The sequence below is a fragment of the Algoriphagus boritolerans DSM 17298 = JCM 18970 genome, assembly GCF_900108085.1.
In the GTDB taxonomy this organism is placed as follows: Bacteria; Bacteroidota; Bacteroidia; order Cytophagales; family Cyclobacteriaceae; genus Algoriphagus; species Algoriphagus boritolerans.
Genome location: NZ_FNVR01000028.1, coordinates 1 through 12979, shown reverse-complemented (window position 1 = coordinate 12979; position 12979 = coordinate 1). Strand labels below are relative to the sequence as shown.

11 protein-coding genes are annotated in these 12979 nt (G+C 41.7%); 6 read left to right on the top strand and 5 right to left on the bottom strand.

Annotated elements, in window-relative coordinates; genetic code table 11:
- Complete coding sequence (locus tag C4S61_RS17710; protein ID WP_103926134.1) at positions 1 to 381, bottom strand: VOC family protein; 381 nt, start codon at positions 379 to 381, stop codon at positions 1 to 3.
- A 113-nt stretch (positions 382 to 494) separates the two neighbouring features.
- Positions 495 to 1535: a 6-bladed beta-propeller gene (locus C4S61_RS17705; RefSeq protein ID WP_103926133.1), complete on the bottom strand. Its 1041-nt coding sequence runs from the start codon at positions 1533 to 1535 to the stop codon at positions 495 to 497.
- Positions 1536 to 1684: 149 nt separating this feature from the next.
- Between C4S61_RS17705 and C4S61_RS17700 the strand changes: the two genes are divergently transcribed.
- From C4S61_RS17700 to trhA, 6 genes are all read left to right on the top strand, one after another.
- The gene (locus C4S61_RS17700; RefSeq protein WP_103926132.1) at positions 1685 to 2512 is read left to right on the top strand and encodes a sugar phosphate isomerase/epimerase family protein; all 828 of its coding nucleotides are present in this window, start codon (positions 1685 to 1687) and stop codon (positions 2510 to 2512) included.
- Between the two features lie 121 nt (positions 2513 to 2633).
- Positions 2634 to 3227: a DUF2911 domain-containing protein gene (locus C4S61_RS17695; RefSeq protein WP_103926131.1), complete on the top strand. Its 594-nt coding sequence runs from the start codon at positions 2634 to 2636 to the stop codon at positions 3225 to 3227.
- A 103-nt stretch (positions 3228 to 3330) separates the two neighbouring features.
- Positions 3331 to 4185: a sulfurtransferase gene (locus C4S61_RS17690; protein ID WP_103926130.1), complete on the top strand. Its 855-nt coding sequence runs from the start codon at positions 3331 to 3333 to the stop codon at positions 4183 to 4185.
- A 99-nt stretch (positions 4186 to 4284) separates the two neighbouring features.
- Positions 4285 to 5388, top strand: coding sequence for an acyltransferase family protein (locus C4S61_RS17685; RefSeq protein WP_103926129.1), 1104 nt, complete (start codon positions 4285 to 4287; stop codon positions 5386 to 5388).
- A 310-nt stretch (positions 5389 to 5698) separates the two neighbouring features.
- Positions 5699 to 9517 carry an AlbA family DNA-binding domain-containing protein gene (locus tag C4S61_RS17680; protein ID WP_103926128.1) on the top strand — a complete coding sequence of 1273 codons (3819 nt, stop codon included), beginning with the start codon at positions 5699 to 5701 and terminating at the stop codon, positions 9515 to 9517.
- Positions 9518 to 9563: 46 nt separating this feature from the next.
- Positions 9564 to 10196 (top strand): PAQR family membrane homeostasis protein TrhA, encoded by a 633-nt coding sequence (gene trhA, locus C4S61_RS17675; RefSeq protein ID WP_103926127.1) that lies wholly within the window; start codon positions 9564 to 9566, stop codon positions 10194 to 10196.
- Between the two features lie 94 nt (positions 10197 to 10290).
- On the opposite strand, the gene C4S61_RS17670 is transcribed toward trhA, so the two are convergent.
- The 3 genes from C4S61_RS17670 to C4S61_RS21905 all read right to left on the bottom strand — a co-directional run.
- Entirely contained in the window at positions 10291 to 11316 is a 1026-nt protein-coding gene (locus C4S61_RS17670; protein WP_103926126.1) for a proline iminopeptidase-family hydrolase, read from the bottom strand.
- 158 nt (positions 11317 to 11474) lie between these two features.
- The gene (locus C4S61_RS17665; RefSeq protein ID WP_146064436.1) at positions 11475 to 11951 is read right to left on the bottom strand and encodes a hypothetical protein; all 477 of its coding nucleotides are present in this window, start codon (positions 11949 to 11951) and stop codon (positions 11475 to 11477) included.
- On the bottom strand, positions 11936 to 12979 hold a 1044-nt coding region (locus tag C4S61_RS21905; RefSeq protein ID WP_200820615.1), incomplete at its 5' end, for a hypothetical protein. The genes C4S61_RS17665 and C4S61_RS21905, both read right to left, overlap by 16 nt.

The following is a 12979-nucleotide window of genomic DNA, read 5'->3' as shown; positions in this document are numbered from 1 at the left end:
TTATTTGCTTGAATGAACAGCAATCCTGTTCCCTTCTGAATCCAGAAAAACTCCCATATATCCAATATCTGGAGCAATCATCCGCTTTGGAATCTGCACTTCGCCTCCTGCTTCTTTCACCCGGTTCAGTTCCATATCACAATCTTCTGACGAAAAGTAAATGAGCGTTCCTGCCAGTTTGGAAGTATGATAGAAGTCTTTGTGAAATACTAAGCTTCCTCCTGCACCTCCTTTACTTTCATCCCATGGAAACCAGGCCATCTGAAAATCGCCCATGTCCTGCTTATCCAACTTGCAGTCAAAGACCTTTTGATAAAACTCGATCGCACGGTCCATATTGGACACCGGGATCTCAAACCATCCCACTGTTACAGACTTCATGGTGTGCGGGGTTATTGATTATTGGTTATTTTTAAATGATCAATTTTCAAGGCACTCTGGGATCCGAGCCTCACTTGAAAATTGTTTATTGATTATTGATCATTGATCATTTTTTAAACTCTCGTGAGCTTAATCGGATAGGTCTTCCCCGCATTCCACTGACAGACGTAGATGTTTTCATCTTGATCAATGCACACATCGTGGCAGTGCTTGAATACAGGCTCTTTTTGAACCATCAGTTGAAGAACTCCATTTCGGTATTCCGGAGCGGTACCACCCGGATTTGAGACTACTTTATTGTCTTTATCCAGAATGGTCACAAAACCGGAATTATCCGTCTGCTCCAGATATCTCAATCTAGACCAACAGACTCCAGCATAGAGATTTTCACCATGAATCACCGGGCGACACACAAATGCACCCGGAAGAAAAATCGTCTCGATATATTCTCCATCCATGGTAAATCGCTTGAATGAATTGTGGACCCGGGAGGTACAAAGTAAAGTTGGCGCTTTTCCCCCGCGCTGATCGATCGCGATCCCATGAGCAGTGCTAAACTCTTCGTCCTTATTTCCCCTTCCTCCAAATTTTCGAATGAAATTCCCGTCTTTATCATACTGGAGAAAAAACTGCGAACCATAGCCGTCTGCGATATATAAATCTCCATTAGGCGCAATGGCCGTCTCAGTGGGGACCCAAGGCATTTTTTCAGTATAAATCTCTGAGGTCAAAGGCGATGGGATCTCGGTGACGATTTTGCCATCAAGCGTGGTTTTCACCACTTTTCCACCATTGTCTACTACCCATAAATACTCAGCATCCCCTTCATCTACCAAGGATAATCCATGTGCCCGATCCAGGCCAAGAGTCCAGGTGGTGATCAATTTCCCGGACTGATCGTAAATGATGATGTTATTTTTAGCTTCATCAGTCACCATGATCATTCGGCCTTTCCGGTCCATGACCATTTCGTGGCAGTTGATAACGGGGACCTTTACAGGATCTAGATTGCCCCAAGAGGGATCAATTTTATACCGGAAATCACCATGTCCGAGAATAGTTTCCCGAGCGGCGAAAAGTGAAACATTGGGGTTGATGCTCATAGCTAATCCTAGAAAGGAGGTGTTTTGGATGAATTTTCTTCGTGAGTTCATAGGCGAATTACAGTAGCTTAAGGTACTCTTTTATTAAAGGATTGAAAAATCGAATGATTGGAAAATTGAAAAATTTAGAATCCGAGTCCCTAAAAAGATTAATAAAAAAAGGAATTGCCTAAATTGGATCAACTCAAAATCAACCTACTATGAAGATCAAACACCTGTTGATAGGAATTTTGCTCTTAAGTCCACTTAGCTTAAGCGCACAAGAAATCGCCCTCCAGCTTTACTCACTCCGAAATGAGATGAAAGTTGACCCGGTCAAATATCACGAAATGATTGCCGAATGGGGCATTTCAGCATTGGAAGGTGGTGGCGGATACGGAATGTCTGATGCAGAATATCAAAAACTATTGGCAGACAACAACTTGAAAATCGTCGGTGTCGGAGCAGATTACAATCGATTAAAGACCGATCCTGCCGGAATCATCGCTGATGCCAAAAAGTATGGTGCCAAATATGCTACCTGCTACTGGATTCCTCATGCAGAAGGCCCAATCTCCATGGAAGAAATGAAAGCAGCAACTGACCTCTTTAATCAGACCGGAGAACTGCTTGCTAAAGAAGGAATTACGCTGACCTATCACCCGCATGGGTATGAGTTTCAAAATTCAGGGCAAGGAACTCCCATGGATTATATGCTCGCCAATGCAAAATACTTCCAGTTCAACATGGATGTCTTTTGGGTGAAAATGGGCGGTGGTGATCCATTAGCCATCATGAAAGCACACCCAGGCAAATTCCCGCAGCTCCACCTCAAGGATCGAAAAATCGGAACTCCAGGTTCGCCTGACGGCCGTGGTGATGTGGAAACCAATGTCGTCTTGGGTACCGGCGACATCGACATCGCGGGACTGATTCAGGAAGCAAAAAAGCAGGGCACCAAATACTTGGTTATTGAGGATGAGAGCTCGAGATCAGTGGCTCAAATCCCACAGAGCGTAGCTTTTATCAAAAAGGAATTGGAAAAATAAACACAATCTTCATTCTCCATCAAAAACCTTCCGTAAATCTGACTCCGGAAGGTTTTTTATTTAAACTTCCCTCCGCTTTTTTGGTTAGCTTTCAAACCTAAATCCAAATTCAAACAACAACATGAAAAACACCAAACACCTTTTATTGGCTTTCGCCTTATTTATCACCTCCACATTCGGAGCTTTTGCGCAGCTACAAACTCCAGCTGCCAGCCCGGCTGCCTCCGTATCTCAGGTCGTTGGTTTTACCAAAATCAGCATTGACTATTCATCTCCCGCTGTGAAAGGCAGAAAAATCTTCGGGGAAATTGAGAAATACGGCGTGACTTGGAGAGCGGGAGCAAATGCGCAGACCATAATCGAATTTAGCACACCGGTGAGTGTAGGCGGTAAAAACCTGAGAGCTGGAAAATATTCCATCTTCATGACCCCTGCCCAATCCGGAGAATGGACTGTACATCTAAACAGTAAAGCAGCTTCGGTATTTGCCTATATGAAAGATGGAGCGATCGATGAGGAAGCGATTGCAGCCGATGACGCAGTTTCATTCAAAGTAGCTCCTGCGGCTGGCAACACTGAGCGCCTGCAGTATCACATCTCTGCCGAAAACAACAAAGTGGCTAAAGTGACTATGGCATGGGAAAAAGTGATCATCTCTTTCCTGGTTGACACGCAAGTGGATCAGAAAATGGAAGGCTTTAAGACAGCTTTCTAAACCGTTTTTTCTCCAAATTGAGGACCTGCCTTGAATTCTCGAGGCAGGTTTTTTTGTCTCCGACAAGTCCTTAACTTCGTAGAAACAACCCAGTTTTTTCACCATGCCCACCCAATATTCCCCTCTTATCAAGCCAGAAGAATTAGTCAAATTAATTGCTTATCCTGAACTGGTAATCGTCGATGCGCGCAACAGCCCTAACCCAAAAGCCACTTACTCAAAAGGACATTTGAAGGGTGCAATCTTCGTCGATCCCAATCTGGAACTGGCAGATATCAAAGCTGATTTAGCTGAAGGAGGAAGACATCCCCTACCTGAAGTGCAGAAGTTCTGTCAGGTATTGGGAAAGTTGGGAATCACAGCTAAGAGTCATGTCGTTGTCTATGACGATCAGATGGGCGCTAATTCCGCTGCACGTATGTGGTGGATGCTACGCGCTTTGGGTCATGAAAAAGTCCAGGTACTTGAAGGCGGAATTCAGGCTGCCATTGCCATCGGAATGCCAATTAGTACAGATTGGGAATCGAAAACACCAACTGAGCCTTACCCCAGCAATGACTGGCAATTGATGATCGCCGATATGAAGGAAGTGGAATCTATCGCTTGGGACAAAAACCATTTGATCATCGATGTAAGGTCCGCAGAACGATACCGAGGAGAGTCCGAACCCATTGACTTAATCGCAGGACACATCCCGGGAGCGATCAATGTGCCGTTAACAGAAAATATGGATGAAAAAGGAAACTTCCTTTCCCCAGAAAAGCTTAGGGAAAAATACGAGCGAATTCTAGGAGAAATTCCAAATGAAAAAATTATAGTTCATTGCGGTTCGGGAGTTTCAGCGTGTCACACCTTATTAGCTTTGGACCATGCCGGATTGGGAATCCCCAAATTATATGTCGGTTCTTGGAGTGAATGGAGCCGAAACGATAAGCCTATTGGAAAATCAAAGAATTAAATCGGCATTCCAATGAGCAAAGAAGTATAACCTTTCATCACATTCATCGGGTTTATTTTTGGACACTTTTTAACTTAGAGATACCCCAAAATCCAACCCATGAACTCAACAGCCCCGAATTCTACCAATCGGCTGGTTTCACTCGATGTCTATCGTGGATTGACCATGTTTTTGTTAGTCGCAGAAGCTGCTTTAGTCTACGACGCGCTATTGGAAATCTTTCCAGAGGGAAATGCCCTACATGGTTTTTTTATCCAATTCACACATCATGAATGGAATGGACTTCGATTTTGGGATTTGATCCAGCCCTTTTTCATGTTCATCGTAGGTGTGGCGATGCCTTTTTCGCTCAACAAAAGACTGGCAATTTCCGAGGACCGAAGGCAGGTGACGCTTCATATCCTCAAGCGCTGCTTGTTCCTTTTCCTTTTCGGCACGGGTTTACACTGCATTTATTCGGGAAAATTGGTTTTCGAATTATGGAATGTACTGACTCAGCTTTCCTTCACTGTTTTGGTGACTTATTTTCTTTTGACGAAGGGATGGAAAGTCCAGCTGGGAGTATCCTTGGGACTTTTGGCTTTGACTGAAATTCTGTATCGAGCATACCATCCGGAAGTCCCCTTTGAGCATGGGACAAATTTCGGAAATTACACCGATCAGCTTTTGATGGGAAAAATCAACAATGGCGGATGGGTTGCGATCAATGCCATTCCCACTGCTGCACATACCATTTGGGGCGCGATCTGCGGAAATTTACTGCTATCCAACAGGCCCGACTCTGAAAAAGTCAAAACCTTTGCCATTGCAGGGTTGCTTGGATTGGTGATTGGTTTTGGACTTGATTTAGCGGGAATTACTCCAATTATAAAGCGAATCAGTACCACAGCCTTTGTCTTTGCTTCGGGAGGTTGGGCACTTTTAGCATTAGCTTTCTTTTATTGGCTGGTTGATATCAAAAAACAAAAAGGCTGGGTTTTCCCTTTTCTGATCGTCGGGATGAATTCCATTTTCATCTACCTATTTGCAGAGATTTTGGGAAGGTGGCTATTTAAAACAACAGGGATTTTCACCACAGGATTTCTTAGCTGGTCTGGACTGGAGGAACACGGATTGGCCCTAATTACAGCAATAGTTACTTTATCGGCTTTGTGGGGATTGTGTTACTTCCTTTATCGAAAAGGGATGTTTTTCAGGATTTAGTCATCTTAAATTTCGATTAAAGGGCTCACGTGCTAGGCATTGAACTAGTTTTCGGATTAATTTGAAAAATTCTAACCCCTGACTTAGCCCGCTGGCGATCACAGGTAATTCACCTATTTCCAAATTAGAGAAAATTTAAACGCCTGATTTTACAGGCTTTAAAAAATTGCCCAAAACAATCGGAAAAAAAAATCAACCTCAAGGGCAACAAAAGCTTTTCTCTTCATGATTAATTAGTGTTCTTGTTTTGGGCAGAAATGGCTCCTTCTTTTGTTTGGAACATGTTCCAGACGTTAATCTTTATTCTTCGATGGAAAAACTAACTAAGTTTATTACTTCCAACTGGAAATATCTCAGCAAATCTCCTACTATCGAGCAGGATCAACATCGACTTTTCAAGGTGATTTCTATCCGAGAGACCTACGCGCTGGTCATGGACTGGGAACTCGAGGAGACCTTTCCCTACAAAATCTCAAATTATGCAGAGGGCGATTTTATAATTTTAAAAATCAACCGAAAGACTCCAAATAGAATGGAAATGCAGGATTCCGTCCTGAACTTTTTCTTAGAAGATGAATCCACAACCTTCAAAATTTCGCATATCGAGGGACACTTTTTGCAGTTGGAGGAAATGAAAAGTGGCTTTTCTTTTCTGTGTCAAAGCGGGAAAGCAATTCATAAAAATCGTAAAAAATTAAGCATTCAGGTTAAGGGATTTGATTTGAATCGCAACTTGCCTGAAATAGACGAAGGAGGATTTCAATCGCCTATTTCCGATCCATTGATTCAAATTTTCGATTTTAAGAAGAAAATCAGCGCCAAAGTCACCCAAATCACTGTGGGAGATAGGGAAATCAGATTGACTGTGCATCATCAGGGGCATGATTTTTTTGTCCAAGGTTTCGCTTTTCAAATCCAAGAAAAGCAGGTTAAAGAAGTAGAGTTGGTTTTGGCTTTGGAAAATGGAAAAATCCAGTTGAAGCAAGACCGAGGATTCCTGGTGCAGTCTCGTTATCAAAGGGAAACCCTCGATACTTTTTCTCTGTTGAAAAAAGACATACATCCTGAACACCCCAAGGACATCCTGATTTTCGAGGACGAATTCGGATACACACACTCGCTCTTAGTCCCTGATTTTCTCACCCCGGTACAAGTAGAACAGTTTCAGCCTGGAAGACAATACAAACTCTGGGTCAAGGAGGTCTTTGATAATGGTACGCTGGTGCTTTTCATCAATCACCTGGGATTGAAAAAAAACCACTTGATTACTCCCGAACAGCTTTTTGATGAAATGGGAAAACTTGACTTCTTCGAGCAGTATTTTCCAAGATTGCAAAAGGAGTTTTCAGTCAATCCCTTTTATACCAGTACTGCCTATAAAAATCCATTTGATCTGCTGAAAAAAGAGGAAAACCTTTGGATACTTTCTTTTGGAAATTGCCTGGATTTCTACGTAGATACCTTGATTTTTGTGGATAAGACTGCCGAAGCAGAAGCCTGTCTGGAAGTCTTGATTAATTTGGAAAATTGGCTAATCCAAGCAGAAGATTTTCTCGGAAATTTCAAGGCTGAAAATAAGGCAACCATTTTACAAAAGGCTCAAGATCAAATAGCGATATGCCAACAGAAACTGGAAGTTTTGCTGGAAATTAAACAAGAAAAGGCCGCAGTAATCAAAAAACTGCAAACACTTTGTGAATCATCTGAGATACAAGCCAAAGATACTGTAGACAAAATCCAGCTTTATTTATTTTCCCTGCCCATCGATGACATAGAGCTTGCCAAAATTTTGCTCAATTTGATCATTAAATTACTTCAAAAGCAACCAACCGAACCCTCACTTTATTCCAGAATAGGCAAAACACTCGAAAAGTACATTATTTATTTTCGAAGTCAACTAAACCTTACAGGAAGGGAGGCGTACTGGGCGAAAGACCAACTCAATCAAGTCAAGGAAAAACTCCAGCTGTCGATCCGCATCCTTGCCCTGCAAATTAACTTAGACTCAAAACTTGGAAAAACAGACCATCAAGTCCATCGAAGTAGCAGGATTTGCCGATTTATTTCCCTGATTTACTGGAATCAGGATCAGGCATTTGAATGGCTCAAACGGTCTATTAAAGTAGTCACTGCCGAGCTGACACTCAAAATCCCCCTCGAACGGATCGCAAATTTGGAAGAAAACTACACCTGGTTGGGCTCCTACCTGGAATTACAACTCAAGGCCTGCACGTCCCGCCTCAAACTAAAGTATGTCAACGGCGGTGTGATCCTCCGGGAAATGCGGCATTGGAAGGTATTTGGATCAGCCTATCTACCTCAAGTAAGATTCAACCCGCAGATCGCAAGTCAAAAAATCACCTCCTTTTTCGATGATTCCATTCAAGTGCATGTCTTGGGGAATCCAATAATCCACCTCGAGGATTCAGTGGGTGCCTCCCAACTTGCCAAAAACTGGAAAGATTATTTTCAAGGCAATTCCGATGAAAACGAGTTTCGCTTTCATAAAAAAGGAGAAACCCTCAGTGTCGAATTTAAGACGTATTTGAAATCCAATACCAATTTAGGCTTTGTGAAAATACTGGATTCCCCAAGCTATTTACAAGGCGGACTACATATCTTGCAGGTTTCTAGTGTCCATCTCAAAGGTTTGGATGGATTATTTTTCCCCGGTGATCGGTTCAAGGCGCGATTTCATGCTGCTAAAAATCAAAAGGCACAAATCTCTGTCAAAGAGGATCTAATCAGCCTAATGAAAATCAAAGCCGAAACAACCCGCAAAACGGTCATGAAGGTAATCATGATCAATAATCAATTTGCATATGGAATCTCACAAGAAGGCTTCTATACAAGCTTCAACTTTGAAAACACAGGCTTAATACCTGAAGAAGAAAAATACTACAGCTTTCTACCTCATCCTGACCAATCCCATGGCTTTGATTATGTTCAAGGAATCTTAGCCCATGAGGTAGTAACCAGCTTTGATGAAAAAAAAGCCGTCCGCTCATTTATTGAAAAGCATCTCCTGATTCCCATTTCTTCAGAGGTTTCAAAAGAAGAAGAAAGTATATTTTACAACTATATCCAAGAAGTGATTTGGGGGGTAGAAACCCTGCTTAATTTTCCCAAAATTCCTGACCTTACGAAGCTTTCCTACATTTATCTGGCAAAACTCCTTTCTTCTATTCAAAAGACAGCTAAATCGTTCTACCTGGATGAACTTGCCAATTATTACATTTTCTTGATCCGGATTAAGGAACTGGGGATTGTATCGGCAATTGAATCAACCAAACCCATTTCGGAGGAAACGATTCGCCATTTTCCCAAATCAGCCAAAATCAACAAAATTTATGAGCATGTCGAGTACTTTTCCAAGGCTGAAGCAAAAGAGGAGTTTATCGAAAGAATCAACCAAATTTCTGATCCGGAGGAAAAAGAACTGGTAGAATTTCTCATGGCGATGTGGATTTTGCAAAAACAAAATGCATTCGGACAGAAAATTATGCACCGTATATTTTTAACCAAACTTTCCATTTTCGGAACCGAGGGTAATTTCCAACTGCAAGAAGATGCCTCCAATATGACTCAGGAAACGACCACAATACCCCTAAAATCCAAGCTTAATCTCGGTCGAGAGGATAAAAATCAGGAATTCAAATCCTCTATCATCTTTACAGCAGAAACCAGTTCCGCAAATCCGGAACTTCAACAGCTCACAATCCTAAAAACAATCGCAGGATTTCTTAATGCTAGCGGTGGAAACTTATATATTGGTGTCAATGATGAAGGAAATGTCGTTGGCCTGAGGGAAGATTATGCCTATCTGGGTGAAAAAGCCAACTATGATTCCTATGAGCGTAAACTCAGAAAAATGATTATTGATTTCTTCAATAAAGATATTAGTTCACTAATTGAAATCGAAATGCTCATTCATCAAGATCTGGAATATGCGAAAATCGAGGTTCCTGCCTATGAAAAGCCTGTTTCGCTTCAAAACAAATTCTATCAAAGACAGGGGAATGAGACACGTGAACTGCTGGGATCCGATTTAATCTTGTTTATGGAGCGTAAATTCAAGCCCTCATCAGAACCTCACGAAAAAGAAATACATACATCAAATAAAACTTGAAAAACATCCCTAGAAACAGCATTTTAAAATCCGAGTAAAAATTGATATGCCCAAGCGACTTCAAACCCAAAAAGAAGAACTGGCCAATGCCCTTTCGCATGGGTTTGGATTGGTATTGGCATTAATAGGAATTCCATTTCTGATTCAAAAAATGTTGGAGAACGGTCAAGCTAGTGCCTGGATCGGAGGAATTGCTTTTAGTCTAGGCATGCTGATGGTGTACTCGTTCTCTACCTTTTATCACGCAGCAAAGGATCTAAAGTGGAAAAGCAAACTTCAGGTATTGGATCACATCGCCATCTACTTTCTGATTGCCGGATCCTACACCCCGATGGTGTTGGCGGTACTGAAGCAGGACAAGGCGATAATTTTTCTTTCGATTCTCTGGGGATCCGTGCTGATCGGCACCTTTTTCAAGCTATTCTTTACCGGAAGATTCAAGATTCTTTCGATCATCATTTACCTGACAATGGGCTGGTTGGCGGTCTTTTTTGTTCAGGATATCATTGCCCAAATCAGCCTTGAGACCATGACTTGGATCGGAGTGGGTGGAGTGGCTTACACGATCGGTGTTTATTTCTATGTGAAAAGTGAAAAACTCTACTACCATACCATTTGGCATGGCTTTGTGCTCGCAGGAACCATTGCGCACTTTGTGGCGGTGTACCAGGTCATTTGATTCAAATCTTGGTAACACACTTTTTCAAACGAATAAGAACAAACTCTAAACCCTCCAAGGGTTTTGAAACCCCTGGAGGGTTTGGTCCCAACACTCAAAAAGCTCCGGAATCAACGTCTTTGATAAACTGTATCAATCCCGGAAAAAAGTGATCTGGATCATCGTATTGACTTAAGTGACTACCATTCGGACAAAGTAGAAATCTTCCATTTTGGACTGCTGTGGACATCCATTCCATGTGTTTGGGATCCATCGTATCGTGTGTGCCGCCAATAACCAGGGTCGGAACGCTGATGTTTTTCAATTGATCTTTCACATCCCAACCTTCGAGGCTCGCACCTGGCGTGATACCAAACTCACTGTAGCCCTGCATGTACACATACACATTTGGATTCACCTGTCCCATCATGCGGTTGATCTCTTCCGGCCATTCATTTGGGGGCATACGAAGTACATGCTGTGGATAGTGATGCTCCCCGAGCAATTCCATGTAGCGGGGATTTTCGAAGTCATTGTTCTTTTCGATTTCCATCAGTTCGGCAAAAACTGCCGGGGGCATCTGAGGCCCGAGCACTTCCTTGGCGTATTTTTCATAGTCATCCAAGCTTGCCATCATGTTGGAAATGATCAGGCCTTTAAGCTTGTCCTGATGCTTAAAGGCATATTCCATCCCAAGCATACCACCCCAAGATTGACCATAGAGGTAAAAATTATCTTTGTTCAGTCCCAAAGCAATTCTCACCTGCTCCACTTCATCTACAAATCGCTCAATCGTCCACAGTGTGGAATCCTCCGGCTGATCCGAGTTCGCCGAGCCCAACTGATCATACCAGATAAACTCGATGTTTTCTTGAGGGAGGTAATCCTTGAAATTTGCGTATTGCTCATGCGTCATCCCTGGTCCGCCATGGAGCAGGAGCACTTTCATCGTAGGATTATCCCCTACCCGCTTGGTCCAAACCTTAAATTCTCCCTTTGGCGTTTGGATCGGGATCAGTTGAACTCCATCTTCTAATGCTACAGCAGTCGAATCAACCTGAATCGTTTCAGTTTGGGTGGATGATTGGCAGGAGAAAAGAACAATTGCTGCCGAAAGAAGTAGAAACCAACGATTTTTCATGGGTGATGTGAATTGTTTCAAAACAAGTTAATCCAAAGATCTCAAGGATTCAACTGAAAAATAGAATTGCAAAACCCCTCCAGGAACGGATTGAAAATCAAACTTCAGAAACAAAAAAACTCCAAGCGTTTCGACTTGGAGTTATTTGATTTCTGTGTTCAAATCCCTCTCCTTCCAGAGACGATAATTGGTTCCTGGAATTGAATACAATCTACGGTTTCGAATTTTATCATAGGAATCATACTCTTTACCCCTTCATCAAAATTGTCTTTGAGATAATCAGATGAAATCATTTTATGAATTACAGGAAATACGATCAAACAGCCTTTAAAGGGAGTAATATCAATTTCATCTAAACTTTTGAGAAAATTCCGTTCCAAATCTTCCATGACCGGGCGAAGTTCTCCATCTGTGTTTTCATATTTTGAAATCTTTATCTCATAACTTTTTGAAACGTAGATCAATAATGTGTACCCCATATACTTCTTATTTGTATTGGTTGGCTCAATTTTTAATACAAGATTTTTGATAACACTATTATTGAAATCCTGAATAAAAACACTTTTTGATGTCGTTTGAGCCTTACAGACCAAAACGATGTTTAGTAACAATGATATACTTATAATGGTGCGCATTTTTTCCCTTTTTGTCCTGTCCGATGCATTTTATTTTCATAAAAAATACCAGATGTATTTCCTGTTCCATCGGCTCCATATTTCATAAAATGAGGTACCATCGAAAATTCTACAGTTTCCTTTAAACCTCCCCAAGAAAGGGATTTAGCTTCATTCATGCCGATACCATAAATATTCACTAATGATTGAGCTAATGCATCTAAATATTGACTAGCCATTAATCTATGTTCTGGGGTATCTCCTTGGATATCCTCATCCAAAACAACTGTAAAATATGCGTGTAAAAATTCATGAAATACTGTAGCCATAATATATTCTTTTGAAGCATTTTTAAGAATATTTCGATTTAATTTAATTGTCAGATTCCAAAACCCTCCACTTCCAAAACCATCGTGAGTCCCATCTATGTCGTCAGCTAGATTATCAACATCTATAATGGAAATGTTAACATTTTCTGATTGAGCAAAACAAGATTGTATAATATCTGAAATTTGAGTTTTGAAATCTTGGGTAATCGCTTGTTGCACAGGCCCTCTAATACAGATATTTTGAACATTATTCTCTATTGTAAAGACTTCTTCCTCTTCCTCCTCCTCATCACATTCAACTGTGACCCCCTGAAGATTCCCCTCAGGCTGTTCACATTCTGTATCGGTAGACGGTGGTGTGCCCCCTCCACCTCCCCCTCCTCCAGAATCTCCCGGGGCAGCTGGGGAAAATACCAGTTCGCACTCCACACTTCCTAGAGTAGTTCCAATATTAATCGGTGTCGTGCAACCAAATGTCTCGGAACAACTGAATTGATACCAGGTAGTTTCTATAACATAACAATAAAGTTGAAAATCTGAAGTTCGTGCCGATTTATCAGATTCAGTGACATTTGGATTTTTGGATTCTTTAATCCGATGAGTTTTTACGCCATCTTTAACACGCCATCCGCTGATGAAATCACCATTCCATCTGTAAAACCGATACACCCCAGAGAAATCAGATGGAATCTTTTGATATCCACCCTCTGTAAAGTCTTT

Coding starts and splice junctions, on each gene's coding strand:
- C4S61_RS17710 (WP_103926134.1), bottom strand. CDS start 381: ATGAAGTCTGTAACAGTGGGATGGTTTGAGATCCCGGTGTCCAATATG.
- C4S61_RS17705 (WP_103926133.1), bottom strand. CDS start 1,535: ATGAACTCACGAAGAAAATTCATCCAAAACACCTCCTTTCTAGGATTA.
- C4S61_RS17700 (WP_103926132.1), top strand. CDS start 1,685: ATGAAGATCAAACACCTGTTGATAGGAATTTTGCTCTTAAGTCCACTT.
- C4S61_RS17695 (WP_103926131.1), top strand. CDS start 2,634: ATGAAAAACACCAAACACCTTTTATTGGCTTTCGCCTTATTTATCACC.
- C4S61_RS17690 (WP_103926130.1), top strand. CDS start 3,331: ATGCCCACCCAATATTCCCCTCTTATCAAGCCAGAAGAATTAGTCAAA.
- C4S61_RS17685 (WP_103926129.1), top strand. CDS start 4,285: ATGAACTCAACAGCCCCGAATTCTACCAATCGGCTGGTTTCACTCGAT.
- C4S61_RS17680 (WP_103926128.1), top strand. CDS start 5,699: ATGGAAAAACTAACTAAGTTTATTACTTCCAACTGGAAATATCTCAGC.
- trhA (WP_103926127.1), top strand. CDS start 9,564: ATGCCCAAGCGACTTCAAACCCAAAAAGAAGAACTGGCCAATGCCCTT.
- C4S61_RS17670 (WP_103926126.1), bottom strand. CDS start 11,316: ATGAAAAATCGTTGGTTTCTACTTCTTTCGGCAGCAATTGTTCTTTTC.
- C4S61_RS17665 (WP_146064436.1), bottom strand. CDS start 11,951: ATGCGCACCATTATAAGTATATCATTGTTACTAAACATCGTTTTGGTC.